Consider the following 16,581-nt stretch of genomic DNA (forward strand, 5'->3'; position numbering starts at 1 on the left):
CTGAAAGGAATAACACTTTTTTAAGAAAGTTTGAAGATTAGAGTAAAATTATCTGTTGCTATTGATTTTTTTCGTTCCTTGAAGTAGAATCACACTCAGATAGATATATTGTTCAACCAAATTGGTATATATCTTTCCTTCTATAAATAATCCGTTCAAAAGAAAACAGCCTGAATTATTTAAGGTTGTTTTTTTTTATCAAAAGAATAAATTTCAATAAGTATAAAGGGTAAAGAAAACAATTAAATAAATAAAAATGAGTGAAAAATAATAAAACAAAAGAAAAAATATGTTTTTTAATAATCTTAATCTAAAAATAGTCAAAAAAAGGAAAAATCTATACGTAAGTTGAATGATTATTTATTGAAAATCATGATATCCTATAAATACAAAAAGTGTATGGAAGGATGATTTTTTCTTGGAAAAAAGAGAAGTAAAAATTGGCGCACATTATGTTTGTCATGGATCAGATTTTTCTTGGTTTTTTGTAGGAGAAGCCATCTCTAAAGAAGATGATGATGTACAAGTAAGAGTGATAAAATGTCACCCAACAGATCGTCCAGTCATAAATTGTGATGATCCCATTTTAAACCTAGACTACTTTAATGTCATTGAAGACGCGTAATTTTGATCTTTCCAAATTTAAGTTTGTTCTTATTAAATTGCTTCTAATAAGTAATCATATATATCAAAAAATAGATGAACACTGAGATATAAGCAGAGTTCTAAAGTTTCACAATTTTAAAGATAGTGCATCATTTTTTTATTTCACATTTCAATTTGGCGTATGAAGGATAACTAGTGATTAGTTTTCTTCTACGCTTTTTTTGTAGTTTATAAATATATTTAAAAAATATTTGTTATGAATATTATTGATACAAAAGAAAATGAATGAAGAGAAGAATTTTTTGAAAAAAAGTTGAAATTTAATAAAATATAGCCTACCAATTAATTCGTAAGAAAGTCTGAATCACAGATAAGAATGTTATGAAAAGCTTTCTTTGATACGCCCGGGATGTTATAATTAATAAAATGTTTCCTAAGGAGTGCTAAAAATGGTCGATAATCTACAATTAGTAATAATCACTGGAATGAGTGGTGCAGGAAAAACTGTTGCTATTCAAAGTTTTGAAGATATGGGGTATTTTTGTATCGACAATATGCCACCAAGTTTGATTCCAAAGTTTTGGGAGTTGATCAAAGAATCTGGAAAAGTAACGAAAATTGCGCTTGTGATTGATTTACGTTCCCGTAATTTCTTTAGAGAGATTCAAGATATGTTGGTTGAATTAGAAAATACGAATTTAATAGATACTACGATCATGTTTCTAGATGCGACGGATGAAGAGCTTGTTTCTAGGTACAAAGAAACTCGTCGTGCGCACCCATTAGCGATGGATGGTTTAATCACCGAAGGAATCAGGAAAGAGCGGGCAATTCTTGAAGAAATCAAAGGCGATGCTCAAGTTGTAATAGATACGACCAGCTTATCTCCTAGACAACTACGTGAAAGAATCAATAGTGAATTTAAATCTAGAGATACGCACGAATTCCGTGTAGAGTTGGTTTCTTTTGGATTCAAATACGGTTTACCGATCGATGCAGATATTGTGATGGATGTCCGTTTTTTACCGAATCCTCATTATATTCCAGAATTAAAACCATTGACCGGACAAGATTCATCTGTCTATGATTATGTGATGAGTTTTCCTGAAACAGAGAGCTTCTATACTCGTTTTATCGACTTATTGAAAAACGTGATGCCAGGCTATGAAAAAGAAGGAAAATCAAGCATTACGATTGCCATTGGATGTACTGGTGGACAACATCGATCAGTCGCACTGACTGAACGTGTCGGTAAGGAGTTAGGGCAAGAATATCATGTGAATATTACCCATCGTGATAAAGGAAAACGGAAAGAGACGGTAAATCGCTCATGAAAATGAAAACTTATCGGATTAGAAAACCCAAGATTGTTGTTGTTGGCGGAGGGACAGGCTTACCGGTTATTTTAAAAAGTCTACGAAATCAAAGTGCGGATATTACAGCAGTTGTAACTGTAGCGGATGATGGAGGAAGCAGCGGTGAAATCCGAGAATCGATGAACATGACGCCTCCTGGTGATTTGCGTAATGTTTTGGTCGCATTATCAGATATGCCTCAGCTTTATGAAGATATTTTTCAATATCGTTTCGATCAATCAGATAAATATTTTGCTAATCATGCAATTGGCAATTTAATCATTGCGGCTGTTTCAGAAATGCGGGGGAGTACCTATGAAGCGATTCAGCTACTTTCAAAAATGATGCATGTTGACGGGCATATTTATCCTTCATCAGAAAGACCATTGACGCTTCATGCCGTTTTCAAAGATGGTACTATCGCAGTTGGAGAATCAAGTATTGCAGTTGATCGAAAAACAATCGATCATGTTTTTGTGACTAACACGAATGATAATGAGCAACCAAAAGCTGCTAGGAAAGTCGTTAAGGCTATCGAAGAGGCAGATATGATCGTGTTAGGACCAGGTAGCATGTTTACAAGTATTTTGCCTAACTTAGTGATCAATGAAATTGGAGATGCGATCATTAATGCAAAAGGAGAAGTCGTTTATATCTGTAATATTATGACTCAAAAGGGCGAAACGGAACATTTTACTGATGCTGATCATGTTTGTGTTTTACATGAACACTTAAAAAGTAAATTTGTTGATACTGTTTTGGTCAATACTGAAAATGTTCCTGATGGGTATATGGATCCGGAGATTTATGATGAATATCTAGTTCAGGTGGAGCATGATTTTCAGCGTTTGAGAGATGAAGGCTGTCGTGTGATTTCGACAGATTTCTTGAAATTACGTGACGGCGGTGTTTTTCATGACGGGGATAAGGTTGTAGATGAATTATTCCGTATCGTATTTGGCCCAAGATATTAAAAAGTAAGAAGAAAGGAGGAAGGTAGATTGTCTTTTGCAGCGGATGTAAAAAAAGAACTAACGACCTTAGAAGTTCATCGGGAACATGCTCGATCAGAATTAGCTGCGTTGATTCGGATGAATGGTTCACTAAGTATCGTGAATCAGCAATTCGTCTTGAATGTTCAAACAGAAAATGCAGCGATTGCCAGACGAATCTATTCTCTTTTAAAAGATCATTATGAGGTGCGTTCGGAATTATTGGTACGAAAAAAGATGAAACTAAAGAAGAACAATGTCTATATCGTAAGATTAAAACAAGATACGAAAAGTGTATTAGCTGATTTAGACATTTTAGATGGTATGATGTTTAACACTCATGTGTCGGACGAAATTATAGGAAATGCACAAAAAATGAGGTCTTATTTAAGAGGAGCTTTTATGGCTTCTGGATCAGTTAATAACCCGGAAACTAGCCGATATCATTTGGAAATATTTTCTATTTATGAAGAACATAATGATGATATTTGTCAGATGCTGAACTATTATGACTTGAATGCTCGAACGTTAGAACGGCGCAACGGGTATATTTCTTATTTAAAAGGTGCTGAACGAATTGCTGATTTTCTAACGTTGATCGGTGCGACCAATTCAATGTTAAAATTTGAAGATGTTCGGATCGTTCGTGATATGCGTAATTCAGTCAATCGGTTAGTCAATTGTGAAACAGCGAATCTCAATAAAACGATCGATGCAGCTTCGAAGCAAATTGAAAATATCCAGTATATTGAAAGTGTAGTTGGCTTATCGGCTTTACCAGGGAAATTACAAGAGATTGCTGAATTAAGATTAGAGTATCCGGAAGTAAGTTTAAAAGAATTAGGCGAGATGATCCCATCAGGTGCTATTTCAAAGTCAGGAATCAATCATCGAATTCGTAAAATCAATGAATTTGCAGATAAACTAAGAGAAAAAAGTGCGTAACCTTTTATGGATTGCTATGAGAGAATAGCAGAAAGTTGGGTGGAAATGATGGGCGTAGAAGATAAAGATTTTATCATGAGGCAAATCAAGCAACTCGGAGAAGGTCTAGGAAATTTTCTTGGCAAGGAGGATGTAGATAAGATTTTGAGTTTTGGAGAAGACGCTGAAAAAGAGATTCAAGATTCTGCAACAGCTAAGGAATCGAGTATTGACCGTAGCTCTAAAGAAAACGAGACCAAGCCTAAATAAATAGCTTGGTCTCGTTTTTTATTTCCCTTCTATATAACCAATCAATTCTTCTTTAGTAATCGATTCATCAAAAATATGCTCACCAATAATAATTGTTGGTACAAATTTGATATTGGCAGCTTCAGCTTCCAGAATTACTGCTTGAATGATCGCAGGTTCTTCTTTTTTAGACAATTGTAAATTATCTTGTGCAAAAACAGCGACATCTTCTAAAGAAAGATTTCCCCATTGGTCTTGGGTATCATACATTTGTTTCAAATCAGCCAACCCTTTTTCAGGTAAGTCATAATTGATATGATGATGCATGACATTGCCTCGTTGTAGGCTTTCTTTTTCTTTGTCTAATAGCTTGATAATTCGTTGGACTTTTCCTTGTTTGACATACTCATTTAGGAAATCAAAGGATTCCTCAAACCATTTTTTACAATAAGGGCAACGAACATTCATAAATTCTACCATCTTTACTGGAGCCGAGTCTTTTCCAATAGCTAAACCATTTTTTGTAGTAACTTTTGTTGCATCAATAACTGAAATATCCATTTTACAAACATCCTTTCATTTCTTATACTTATAAGTGTAGCGCTTTTAATCATCAATTTAAATAAAAATGCCCAAAATTCTGGGCATTTTTCATTATTTACTTAATGAGCTGCTATTTTCCATTACTTCATCGATCAAACCATATTCTTTCGCTTGTGTAGCTGTCATAAAGTTGTCACGGTCGGTGTCGCGTTCGATGACTTCAAGTGGTTGACCAGTACGTTCAGCCAAAATTTTATTTAGGCGATCACGTGTATCAAGAATATGTTTCGCTGCGATCTCAATTTCAGTTGCTTGACCTTGAGCGCCACCTAATGGTTGGTGGATCATGATTTCTGCATTAGGTAATGCGAATCGTTTGCCTTTTGTACCAGCAGTCAATAAGAAACTGCCCATAGAAGCTGCCATACCAAGAACGATAGTTTGGACATCCGCTTTAACAAAATTCATTGTATCAAAGATGGCTAATCCAGCAGAAACACTTCCACCTGGTGAGTTGATGTAAATATAGATATCTTTTTCAGAGTCTTGTGCATCCAAAAATAATAACTGAGCAATGACCGAGTTTGCTACATTATCATCAATTGGACCACTTAACATAATGATTCTATCTTTTAATAATCGTGAATAAATATCATATGCTCTTTCTCCACGAGATGATTGTTCAATAACTGTTGGTATTAAATTCATAGTATATTCCTCCTATAATAAAGCTCTTCAAATCATTTTATCACAAAGCAAGACTTAATGCTTAAAAAAAGTATACTGTATTGGTCAATAAAGGTCAACTTTAATGCACTAAATTAAATAAAAAAACCTTAGAAAACTAAGGCTTTTTTGAGTATTATGAAGTGACTACAATATTTCCATTTTGATCAGCTGGTTTAAGTAAAGTCATGATTGAAGTGAAAAATGCAATAACTGCAGGAATCGCTGTCCAAGAGAATACTAGGTACATAATGCCTTTTCCAGTGAAACCAGAATAAAACTTATGAATGCCTATCCAACCTAAGAAAAAGGCTAATATAAAATAAATCCATTTATTAACAACTCTACCATGCTGTACATAGCCGCCAACGGACTGTGTATTGTTATTTTCATTCACAATGTTAATATTGATCTTATCTTGTAAATTGTCTATTGTATTTGTAGCTTGTTCTGCTTTGTGGATGATCAATTCGTCACCATCTTCAAATACATCAACTTGATCCCCAACTTCTGGCTTAAAATGAAACCACTCATACAAAGCACGAGTTGTGCTTCCATCTTCATTAGCAATAACAACATCATCAAAATCTAACTTAATAACTTTTTTCCCCATATCAACTTCCCCAATTCTCCAAATAATATTACTACCGCTATATTATATCATCAATTGAATGAGTAATCTAGACCTATAAATAAAGGAAATAAACAAAATGCTAAAAAAAAAATAAAAAGTTTAGTAAGATAAATATTTTTTTTCATATTTTTTTGTCCTTGTGAAAGAGTATGTTATACTAAAAAAACAAGAATGAAAAGAGTGAGGGAATCCAAATGGTGGTTTTTATTGCAGGTATGACTGGTGTGCTAATTGGTGCAGTAATTGTATCAATAGGCGTGGCACTTCGTGTCACTTATGATGAACGCAAGGCAGTCCGTTACCGAGAATTAGAAAATTTTGTTAAAGAAATAGAAACACTGAACCTTCTAAACAAGAAGATCAATGAGATTCTACAAAAAAGAGATATCTATGTAGACAAGTCGGTGAATTTTATATCAATGGACGATTGTTATATCAGCATCGATGATTTTATTTATTTAGAATCTTTTTCGGCCCAAAATAATTTTTACTTACCAACATATTTGATTGAAGAATTTTTCAAAAAAATCGCCCATAGAAAAGTCATCTTAACACCAGATGAAGTGATCTCAATGGGTGGTAGTACTTATAAAGGCGGGCGTGTGATTTTAGAAAGCTTTTCAGAAGAGCTACTTTCAATCATTGAAGATAAGAAAAGACAAATGAAACGGTTGACACATAAACCTTTATACTATTTTCAAAGAGGATAATAGAGTAGACACTTGAAGGATTTCAAGTGTCTTTTTTTTGCAAATGATAAGACGTATATTGGATTTTTCATGTCCTAAAATGAGATGAACAATGAAATAAAAGTAAGGACACTACTTCGACCAGATTAAGCTCTAACCATTCATTTGAAATCAAGAGTGGCAGCGATTATTCTATAAATATAAACGACGGGAAAAAAACAAAAGCATTGAATTTCCATTCGTTAGATAGAAAAAAACCATAAGTAAGAAAAAGAGAACTTATGTTTTTAGAATTTTCTGAATCTTTTTATCAAATTTTATTGACATTCTCATTTAATAGGTTTATAGTTAACAAAAGCTTTTATTTATCACATGCTATTTTAATCTTTACGATAGATTTTTAAAAATGAGGAGACCGTTACTATGGAAAAGACAAAAAACAATCACGTATTAGTCATTATTTTACCGTGTAGGACTTAGAACACTGAGAAATTTCGCAGATGTTTGAGTCCTGTTTGTCTTTCGTAGATGGGATTCTTACTAAGACATCCCATTATTCAATGGGATGTCTTTTTTTTCAAAAAAAATGTAAGGAAGCAGAGTAAATAAAAAATTGAATCAGAAGCAGCAAAATAAAAGCTACTGACGATAACTGAATTGGAGTGGATGAAAAATGCGTAGTGATCAAATAAAAAAAGGGATTGAAGCTGCACCCGCCAGAAGTTTACTTTATGCAACGGGACAAGTGAAAAATGCTAAGGACATGCAAAAGCCGTTTATAGCAATTTGTAATTCTTATATTGATATTGTTCCGGGTCATGTACATTTAAGAGAGTTAGCCGATGTTGCAAAAGAAGCGATTCGGGAAGCGGGAGGAATTCCTTTCGAATTCAATACGATCGGTGTAGATGATGGGATTGCGATGGGGCATATCGGCATGCGTTATTCTTTACCTAGTAGAGAAATTATTGCAGATGCTGCTGAAACGGTGATCAATGCGCATTGGTTCGATGGTGTTTTCTATATTCCAAACTGTGACAAAATCACTCCAGGTATGTTGATGGCAAGTGTACGTACAAATGTTCCTGCAATTTTTTGTTCAGGTGGTCCGATGAAGGCAGGTGTTGATCCAAGAGGTCATACTACAACGCTCTCGAATATGTTTGAAGCAGTTGGAACATTTAAAGAAGGCAAAATGACAGAAGAAGAATTCAATTTTATGGAGCAAAATGCTTGCCCAACCTGTGGTTCCTGTGCAGGAATGTTTACGGCAAATTCGATGAATTGTTTGATGGAAGTGTTAGGAATGGCTTTACCTGGAAATGGGACGATTTTAGCTGTATCAGATGAACGGAGAGAATTAGTTAGACAGTCTGCTTTTCATTTGATGGATCTAGTCAAAAAACAGATTAAACCAAGAGATATCATCACAAAAGAAGCAATCGATGATGCATTTGCTTTAGACATGGCAATGGGCGGTTCTACTAATACAGTTTTGCATACATTGGCAATCGCAAATGAAGCCGAAATCGACTATAACTTGGAAGAAGTCAATGCGATTGCTGAGCGTGTTCCATATTTATCAAAAATCGCTCCTTCATCTGCCTATTCGATGCACGATGTCCATGAAGCAGGTGGTGTTCCAGCAATTATGAAAGAGTTGGTCGATCTAGGCGATGCAATTCATCCAGATCGTATCACAGTTACAGGAAAAACGATTCGTGAAAACGTTCAAGATGCAGTAATCAAAAATGAAGAAGTTATCCATCCAAAGGAAAATCCATACAGTCCGGTTGGTGGTCTATCGATTTTGTATGGAAATATTGCGCCAAAAGGCAGTGTGATCAAAGTCGGCGGGGTTGATCCATCAATCAAAAAATTTGTAGGGAAAGCAATATGTTTTGGCTCTCATGATGAAGCTGTGGCAGCAATCGATGATCATACGGTAAAAAAAGGTCATGTTGTCGTGATTCGTTACGAAGGACCAAAAGGCGGACCAGGTATGCCGGAAATGTTGGCACCGACATCAAGTATTGTAGGACGAGGTTTAGGCAAAGATGTAGCATTGATCACAGATGGGCGTTTTTCGGGTGCTACTCGAGGAATCGCTGTTGGTCATATTTCTCCAGAAGCTGCAGCAGGCGGACCCATTGCATTAATCGAAGATGGGGATGAAATTGAGATTGATTTAACCAATCGGACATTGGAATTACATGTTTCTGAAGAAGAGCTGGCGAAAAGAAATGATCAACTGCCGACATTCAAAGCAAAAGTAAAAACAGGATACTTAGCTCGATATACAGCGTTGGTCACTTCAGCTCATACAGGTGGAATCATGCAGATTCCAGCAGATTTGCTAGACTAGAGGAGGGAAGCTCATGGCAGAAAAACAGAGAAAAATGAAAAATGGTTCAAAGCTTTTAATTGACTCGTTATTGAAGCAAAAGGTAGAAATGATTTTTGGATATCCTGGTGGAGCAGTCCTCCCTCTATACGATGCGTTATATGATGGAGACATTCCGCATATTTTAACGAGACATGAACAAGGAGCCGTCCATGCAGCTGAAGGGTATGCGAAAGCAACTGGTAAACCAGGTGTTGTTATCGTAACTAGTGGTCCAGGTGCAACAAATGCGATCACTGGAATTGCGGATGCAATGAGTGATTCAATTCCTTTAGTTGTCTTTACAGGGCAAGTAGTCACAGATGGTATTGGAAAAGACGCCTTTCAAGAGGCAGATATAATTGGATTAACGATGCCGATCACTAAAAATAATTACCAAGTTCGAGAAACAAAAGAATTACCAAGAATTATTGAAGAAGCCTTTCATATTGCGACAACTGGCAGAAAAGGCCCGGTTGTGATCGATTTACCAAAAGACATGACCATTATGGAAGCTGAGGCAGACATTGAGGTAAAACTAGACTTACCAAGTTATCAACCAACTGTGAAACCAAATAAACTACAAATCAAAAAACTTATGGAAGCCTTGTCGACAGCTAAAAAACCATTGGTATTAGTCGGAGCAGGTGTACTACACGCAGATGCAGGGCAAGAATTAGTTGAGTTAGTCAATAAATATCAAGTTCCAGCGCTAAGTTCACTGTTAGGACTTGGAGCAATTCCAACAGAAAACGAGCTGTTCTTAGGCATGGGCGGTATGCATGGCTCGTTTGCAGCGAATATGGCATTGACTGATTGCGACTTGCTGATCAATATTGGCTCTCGCTTTGACGACCGTTTGGCTAGTGCACCAAAAGAATTTGCTTCAAACGCAGTGATTGCTCATGTTGATATTGATCCTGCTGAAATCGGAAAAATCATCGATACTCAGATCCCAATCGTAGCAGATGCGAAAGAAACGTTAAAAGAAATGTTGAAAACAGAAGTAAAATGCAATGATTGGAGCGATTGGAAGAAACTAAATCTTTCACGAAAAAAACTACACCCATTCAAATATGATAAAGAACAAAAGACCGAAATCAAGCCGCAAAAGGTCATTGAATTCATTGGTGAATTGACAGAGGGTGAAGCCATCGTTGCAACGGATGTTGGTCAGCATCAAATGTGGGCTGCACAGTTTTATCCATTTAAAAATGAAAAACAGCTTATAACAAGCGGTGGTCTAGGAACAATGGGCTACGGTGTTCCAGCTGCAATCGGTGCAAAATTGGGTTGTCCAGATAAAGAAGTTGTTCTCTTTGTCGGTGATGGTGGCTTCCAAATGACAAATCAAGAGTTAGCAATTTTAAATGAATACAATATTCCAATCAAAATCGTGATTTTGAATAATCAGTCATTAGGAATGGTCCGTCAGTGGCAGGAAAGCTTTTTCAACGGTCGCTGCTCAGAATCAGTTTTTGCTACACAACCAGATTTTGTAAAAATGGCAGAAGCCTATCATATTAGAGGAATCAGAATAGAGGACCCGAATACTGTCGAGGCAGATTTAACTGAAGCCTTTAAAGAAACAGGACCATTATTGATTGAAGTGATGGTTTCACCAACGGAACATGTATTACCTATGGTTCCAGCTGGAAAAGCAAACTATCAAATGCTGGGGGTGGATTAAAATGAGACGGATCATTACCGCAACAGTCAATAATAATTCGGGTGTCTTAAACCGGTTTAGTGGTGTGTTGACACGCAGACAAGTCAATATCGACAGTATATCTGTTGGGGCAACGGAGTTAGAGAATGTTTCAAGAATAACGATCATCGTTCAAGTAGCAGATTTAAATGAAGCAGAGCAAGTGACCAAACAACTGAATAAACAAATCGACGTGATCAAAGTTTCTGATATTACAGATGAACCACATTTGGAAAGAGAACTAGCGTTGGTCAAGCTTAATGCGCCAGCTACTGTTAGAGCTGAATTGTTCTCAGTGATCGATCCATTTAGAGCGAACGTGATCGATGTCGGTACACGTACCGTCGTGATTCAAGTCACAGGCACTAGTGAAAAAATCAGTGCCTTTGTCGATGTTGTAGCGCCATATGGCATTAAACAATTAGCACGAACAGGTGTTACTGGATTTACAAGAGGCAATAACTAAAAAAGGGTCTTAAAGCATACGCTTATAAGCATAAAAAAATTTGGAGGGTTCAAAAATGGCAAAAGTATATTATGATAATTCAGTAGAAAACAATCAATTAGAAGGAAAAACAATTGCAATCATCGGTTATGGTTCGCAAGGACATGCCCACGCTCAAAACTTACGAGATAATGGCAATCAAGTAATCATCGGAATTCGTGAAGGAAAATCAGCAGAAGCAGCTCGTAACGATGGTTTTGACGTATTGACCGTTGAAGAAGCATCTAAAAAAGCAGATGTAGTCATGATTTTAGCTCCAGATGAAATCCAAGGAGAGCTTTATGACAATGAAATTGCACCAAACTTAGAAGCAGGCAATGCATTAGCATTCGGTCATGGCTTCAATATTCATTTTGATGTAATCAACCCACCAAAAGATGTGGATGTTTTCTTAGTTGCTCCTAAAGGACCAGGACACCTTGTTCGTCGTACGTTTACAGAAGGTTTTGCAGTACCTGCATTATTTGCGGTATATCAAGATGCAACAGGAAAAGCAAGCGATGTTGCTTTGTCTTATGCCAAAGGAATCGGTGCTACGCGTGTCGGAGTACTGGAGACTACCTTTAAAGAAGAAACTGAAACAGATCTATTCGGGGAACAAGCCGTATTATGTGGTGGTTTAACTAGCTTGATCGAAGCAGGTTTTGAAACCTTAACAGAAGCTGGCTACCAACCGGAATTAGCTTACTTTGAAGTATGTCACGAATTGAAATTGATCGTTGACCTTATTTATGAAGGAGGATTTGAAAAAATGCGTAACTCTATCTCAAATACTGCAGAGTATGGAGATTATGTATCAGGACCACGTGTTGTTACCTCAGAAGCTAAAGCTAATATGAAAGAAGTGTTGACTGATATCCAAAATGGCAAATTTGCTAAAGGATTCATCGATGATAATAAAAATGGCTTTAAAGAATTCAATCAAATGCGTAAAGAGAACGCTGGACATCCAATTGAAAAAGTTGGCGCAGAGTTACGTAAAATGATGCCTTTTGTATCAAGAGAAGACTAAAAGATACGTTCAGTAACTAGAGGCTGAGAAAAGAGCTGTATTCCTTCTTCAATCAATAATGGGAGTGCACCATTTATCTCAGCTTCTTTTACTTACATAAGAAAGGTGGGGAGTATTTGTTAAAACTTACGAAGGAAAATGTTGAAGAAGCGTATGATGTATTAAAAGAGGTCGTGACAAAAACACCACTACAATATGATCTATATTTATCACAAAAATATCAATGTAATGTTTATTTAAAAAGAGAAGACCTGCAAAAAGTCCGCTCATTCAAATTAAGAGGAGCGTACTATGCTATCAAGCAAACACCTGTTGAGATGTTAAAAAACGGTGTTGTCTGTGCTAGCGCTGGAAATCATGCGCAAGGGGTGGCTTTTACTTGTCAAGAAATGGATGTAGCAGCCACGATTTTTATGCCAACAACAACTCCTCAGCAAAAAATATCTCAAGTAAAATTTTTTGGTGGGGAGAAAGTAACAGTAAAATTGTTTGGAGATACTTTTGACGCCTCTGCCGAAGCAGCAAAAAACTTTGCCAAAACAAATAATCAAGCCTTTATTGATCCTTTTAATGATTTAAATATTATGGCCGGACAGGGAACCGTAGCAGTAGAAATATTACAAGAAGCTAAGAAATCTGAATTTCAAGTGGATTATCTACTTGCCGCTATTGGTGGTGGTGGACTTGTCAGTGGAGTTGCGACATATACCAAAAATAGTAGTCCGACAACTGCGGTCCTTGGTGTAGAACCGCTTGGCGCTCAATCTATGCGGGCTGCTTTTGATGAGGGAAAACCAGTAATGCTAGATAGCGTAGAAAAATTTGTAGATGGAGCTGCTGTAAAACAAGTAGGTGCGTTAACGTATGAACATGCTCTTGAATATGTCGACGAATTGTTAGCTGTTGATGAAGGTCAAGTCTGTTCAACCATACTAGAGTTATATACAAAACAGGCTATCGTTGTCGAACCGGCGGGTGCATTGAGTGTATCAGCTTTAGAATTAGTCAAAGAGGATATTAAAGGAAAAAATGTTGTTTGCATCATTAGCGGTGGTAATAATGATATTAATCGAATGGAAGAAATCGAAGAACGCTCATTGATTTTTGAAGGATTAAAACATTATTTTGTTATTAATTTTCCGCAAAGACCAGGAGCTTTAAGAGAATTTGTAACGGATATTCTAGGACCAAATGATGACATAACACGTTTTGAATATACCAAAAAAGTTAATCGTGGAACAGGACCTGTTATTCTAGGTATTTTATTAAAGGAAAAAGAGGAACTTCCTAATTTATTAGCAAAAATGGCGGAATTTGATCCTAAATATATTGATTTAAGTGATAATCCATCATTATATGCACTACTCGTATAATAACTATTTACGTTGAAAGCTGTCTAAAATTAAATCAAAAAAAATGAGTTGTCAGTCAGAAAAAAATCTGATTTTCAGCTCAATTTTTGTATTCTCAAAGAATATCTAAAATTTACTTAAAAAGTCGAAAATTGAAGAGAGAGTTCTTGCCATTTGTGTAGAAAGAACGTATATTTAAGTTACTACTTTAAATCGGTCAAAAAACAACGACCGTCAATGAACATGAGCAAGATAGGAATTTTTTTACACTTCAACAGGCCACCTTTTTTTGGTCAAACGCGACTTATTTTTTCTATCGATCGTCATTTTTTAAATCATGTTTCCTTTGTTAAAAATTACTCGAAATATAAAAAAGAATATTAGTAAAGTTGGAAAATATAAATGAATAATAAAAAAAGATTAGAAAATCGCCGTTATATTACCGGGTTCGATGGGATTCGAACAATATCGGTCATTGGTGTGATTCTGTATCACTTGTTCCCTAATATAATGCATGGGGGCTATTTAGGCGTCCCTATTTTTTTTGCAGTTTCAGGCTATTTGATTACTGACTTACTGAGGCAAGAATGGCTTCAGACGGAAACAATCGATGTTAAAGGTTTTTATATTCGAAGGATGAAGCGGCTGTATCCAGGCTTGGTTGCAATGCTGATTACATCCTCTGCATATATCGTGTTCTTTCAAAAAGATTTACTAAATAACTTACGCAGTGTCGTTGCCAGCAGTGTCCTATATTATAATAACTGGTGGCAAATTTTTAGGGGTTTCTCTTATTTTGATCGATTCACAACACAGTCTCCATTTACACATATTTGGTCTCTCGCTGTCGAGGCACAGAATTATTTGATTTGGCCATTGTTATTTATTATTTTAAAAAAATACGTTAAACATAGTGGTAAGATCTTTGGAATCATTATGGCGCTCGCTATGGGGTCAGGTATTTTGATGGCTGTTTTATACACCCCTGGAGCAGATCCTACTAGAGTGTATTATGGGACAGATACAAGACTGTTTTCAATATTGATGGGTAGCAGTCTAGCATTTGTTTGGCCAAGTTTTCGTTTAAAGGAAGAGATTCCGATAAAAGCCAAAAATTTACTGAACGGTGTCGGAATTGCTTCATTAGTAATCTTAGTGTGCTCCTTTTTATTTTTAGCTGATCATTTAGCATTTGTGTACTATGGCGGGATGTTTATTGTCAGTATATTTGCAACGATCTTAGTTGCTGTGACCGCGCATCCTGGTGCTGATCTGAATCGATGGCTAACGAATCCTGTTTTTACATGGTTTGGTAAAAGAAGCTATGGTATTTATTTGTATCAATTTCCAGTCATGATTTTTTATGAAGCAAAAATTCAGAATTTAAGTGATCATATATTTTTGCACTCATTGATTGAGATTGCGTTGATTCTTGGAATCAGTGAGCTCTCTTATCGTTTTATTGAAAAACCGCTAGGCAAATTCTATTATCAATATACATGGTTTGCAATTAAAGATTTTTTCCGAAAACCTTGGCTAACGATTCCAAAAGTGACTGCTTTGATCAGTGTCGTATTTACTTGTTTTGCACTTTTTGCTTTGGCTGTAGCACCATCAAATGAAATTACGGCAGAGCAACAACAACTTCAAGAAAATATTGCAGCGAATAAAAAGCAAGCTGAACAAAGAAAAGCAGAAGAAAAAGCCAAAAATGAAGGGAAAACAACTGATTCGAACAATCAAACAAATGTAGCGCCCGAAACGAACTTTGATTTGACTGAGGCAGAAAGTAAGAAAGCCAAGAATATGGAAGTCACTGCTTTCGGTGATTCAGTTATTTTAGACGCAGCAGCAGGTCTCCAAGAAATTTTTCCGAAGATGATCGTTGATGGTGAAGTCGGCAGACAATTGTATACTAGTACGCCTAATATTGAAAAGTTGGATAAAGAAAAATTATTGAAAGATAACGTATTAGTGGGACTTGGGACGAACGGTTCGTTTACTGAAGCACAATTCGATGAATTTATGACAGCAATTGGTTCCAACCGTAAAGTCTTTTGGATCAATGTTCGTGTACCAACTCGTCGATGGCAAAATGAAGTGAATACGATGCTAGAAACAATGAAAAAGAAATATAAAAATCTAGTGGTAATTGACTGGTATGGATATAGTAATGAGCATGAAGAATGGTTTTACGAGGATCGGGTTCATCCAAATGTGGACGGTCAGGTAAAATACTCAAGTTTTATTGCTAAGCAGATTGTAGAAAAATGAATTTATGAAGTTAAATAAAAACATGGAAACAAATAAACGCTTTGAAGCGTTACTTGTTTCCGTGTTTTTATTTAAGTTAAGATCATTTGGTAAGCGAAACGTGCCCCATTGCTAATTGGTAGTAAAATTTCCCCTTGATAGCTAAAACCTACTTTTTCTATTAGGCGTTGCATCGCAGTATTTTGCGGATGGGTATCGATCCGAATATCTCGAAAGTCATTCAATCTAGCAGTGGTAATGAGATAGTTCATCAAAAGTGATGCAAATCCTTTCCCTTGGTAAAATGGTGCTAACGCAACACGATGGATCGTCATGTAATGCCCATAAGTCAGTTGCCATTGCCCATTTTTGATTTGTTCGTAGGGCTCTTCGATCTCTGATGAAAGCACTCCTAGGCCAGCAATAGCTTGATCAACAATGAGTACGTAACATCTCTGAAGCTTGATATCGTACTCTAACAGTTTTTGATTTGGGCCGTCGTTATTTTGCCACTGAGGGATATTTTGATCATACAGAAGTTTTTGCGCGTAGGTAATGATTTCAATAATAGTGCTAAGATCATCTGGTACAGCTCTTCTTAAATAAACGACCATGTTCTCCGCCTTTCTTACCGTTTAAGTTATTGTTGA

At 36.2% G+C, this 16,581-nt stretch carries 16 protein-coding genes; 12 read left to right on the forward strand and 4 right to left on the reverse strand.

Annotated elements, in window-relative coordinates; translation table 11 throughout:
- Positions 1-418 precede the first annotated feature (418 nt).
- From IGJ50_RS04745 to IGJ50_RS04765, 5 genes are all read left to right on the forward strand, one after another.
- Positions 419-625, forward strand: a complete 207-nt coding sequence (locus IGJ50_RS04745) for a hypothetical protein (protein WP_069639615.1) — start codon at positions 419-421, stop codon at positions 623-625.
- 430 nt (positions 626-1,055) lie between these two features.
- Positions 1,056-1,940 (forward strand): RNase adapter RapZ, encoded by an 885-nt coding sequence (gene rapZ / locus IGJ50_RS04750; protein ID WP_429949132.1) that lies wholly within the window; start codon positions 1,056-1,058, stop codon positions 1,938-1,940.
- Entirely contained in the window at positions 1,937-2,935 is a 999-nt protein-coding gene (locus IGJ50_RS04755) for a gluconeogenesis factor YvcK family protein (RefSeq protein ID WP_429949133.1), read from the forward strand. The genes rapZ and IGJ50_RS04755 overlap by 4 nt, the downstream gene beginning before the upstream one ends.
- 27 nt (positions 2,936-2,962) lie before the next feature.
- Positions 2,963-3,898 carry a DNA-binding protein WhiA gene (whiA, locus tag IGJ50_RS04760; protein WP_069639618.1) on the forward strand — a complete coding sequence of 312 codons (936 nt, stop codon included), beginning with the start codon at positions 2,963-2,965 and terminating at the stop codon, positions 3,896-3,898.
- A 6-nt stretch (positions 3,899-3,904) separates the two neighbouring features.
- The gene (locus IGJ50_RS04765; protein WP_429949135.1) at positions 3,905-4,147 is read left to right on the forward strand and encodes a hypothetical protein; all 243 of its coding nucleotides are present in this window, start codon (positions 3,905-3,907) and stop codon (positions 4,145-4,147) included.
- A gap of 18 nt (positions 4,148-4,165) precedes the next feature.
- Here IGJ50_RS04765 and IGJ50_RS04770 read toward each other — a convergent pair whose 3' ends face one another.
- The 3 genes from IGJ50_RS04770 to IGJ50_RS04780 all read right to left on the reverse strand — a co-directional run bounded on the left by IGJ50_RS04770 (position 4,166) and on the right by IGJ50_RS04780 (position 6,008).
- Positions 4,166-4,687: a DsbA family protein gene (locus tag IGJ50_RS04770; protein WP_429949137.1), complete on the reverse strand. Its 522-nt coding sequence runs from the start codon at positions 4,685-4,687 to the stop codon at positions 4,166-4,168.
- Between the two features lie 93 nt (positions 4,688-4,780).
- Complete coding sequence (clpP, locus tag IGJ50_RS04775; RefSeq protein ID WP_069639621.1) at positions 4,781-5,377, reverse strand: ATP-dependent Clp endopeptidase proteolytic subunit ClpP; 597 nt, start codon at positions 5,375-5,377, stop codon at positions 4,781-4,783.
- Positions 5,378-5,531: 154 nt separating this feature from the next.
- Positions 5,532-6,008 (reverse strand): TM2 domain-containing protein, encoded by a 477-nt coding sequence (locus tag IGJ50_RS04780; RefSeq protein ID WP_069639622.1) that lies wholly within the window; start codon positions 6,006-6,008, stop codon positions 5,532-5,534.
- 215 nt (positions 6,009-6,223) lie between these two features.
- On the opposite strand from IGJ50_RS04780, the gene IGJ50_RS04785 reads away from it, so the two are divergent.
- From IGJ50_RS04785 to IGJ50_RS04815, 7 genes are all read left to right on the forward strand, one after another.
- The gene (locus IGJ50_RS04785; protein WP_069639623.1) at positions 6,224-6,739 is read left to right on the forward strand and encodes a hypothetical protein; all 516 of its coding nucleotides are present in this window, start codon (positions 6,224-6,226) and stop codon (positions 6,737-6,739) included.
- Positions 6,740-7,391: 652 nt separating this feature from the next.
- The gene (ilvD, locus tag IGJ50_RS04790) at positions 7,392-9,083 is read left to right on the forward strand and encodes a dihydroxy-acid dehydratase (RefSeq protein WP_429949139.1); all 1,692 of its coding nucleotides are present in this window, start codon (positions 7,392-7,394) and stop codon (positions 9,081-9,083) included.
- Between the two features lie 13 nt (positions 9,084-9,096).
- Positions 9,097-10,791 (forward strand): biosynthetic-type acetolactate synthase large subunit, encoded by a 1,695-nt coding sequence (gene ilvB / locus IGJ50_RS04795; RefSeq protein ID WP_207120816.1) that lies wholly within the window; start codon positions 9,097-9,099, stop codon positions 10,789-10,791.
- 1 nt (position 10,792) lies between these two features.
- Positions 10,793-11,275 (forward strand): acetolactate synthase small subunit, encoded by a 483-nt coding sequence (gene ilvN, locus IGJ50_RS04800; RefSeq protein ID WP_069639626.1) that lies wholly within the window; start codon positions 10,793-10,795, stop codon positions 11,273-11,275.
- 55 nt (positions 11,276-11,330) lie between these two features.
- Positions 11,331-12,326, forward strand: a complete 996-nt coding sequence (ilvC, locus tag IGJ50_RS04805) for a ketol-acid reductoisomerase (protein ID WP_207120817.1) — start codon at positions 11,331-11,333, stop codon at positions 12,324-12,326.
- A gap of 116 nt (positions 12,327-12,442) precedes the next feature.
- Entirely contained in the window at positions 12,443-13,699 is a 1,257-nt protein-coding gene (gene ilvA, locus IGJ50_RS04810) for a threonine ammonia-lyase IlvA (protein ID WP_069639628.1), read from the forward strand.
- Positions 13,700-14,080: 381 nt separating this feature from the next.
- The gene (locus tag IGJ50_RS04815; RefSeq protein ID WP_429949142.1) at positions 14,081-15,952 is read left to right on the forward strand and encodes an acyltransferase family protein; all 1,872 of its coding nucleotides are present in this window, start codon (positions 14,081-14,083) and stop codon (positions 15,950-15,952) included.
- A 71-nt stretch (positions 15,953-16,023) separates the two neighbouring features.
- On the opposite strand, the gene IGJ50_RS04820 is transcribed toward IGJ50_RS04815, so the two are convergent.
- Positions 16,024-16,545 (reverse strand): GNAT family N-acetyltransferase, encoded by a 522-nt coding sequence (locus IGJ50_RS04820; protein ID WP_069639630.1) that lies wholly within the window; start codon positions 16,543-16,545, stop codon positions 16,024-16,026.
- Positions 16,546-16,581 lie beyond the last annotated feature (36 nt).

Origin of the sequence: Enterococcus sp. AZ101 (assembly GCF_050499005.1) — a bacterium.
Classification (GTDB): Bacteria; Bacillota; Bacilli; order Lactobacillales; family Enterococcaceae; genus Enterococcus_L; species Enterococcus_L ureilyticus.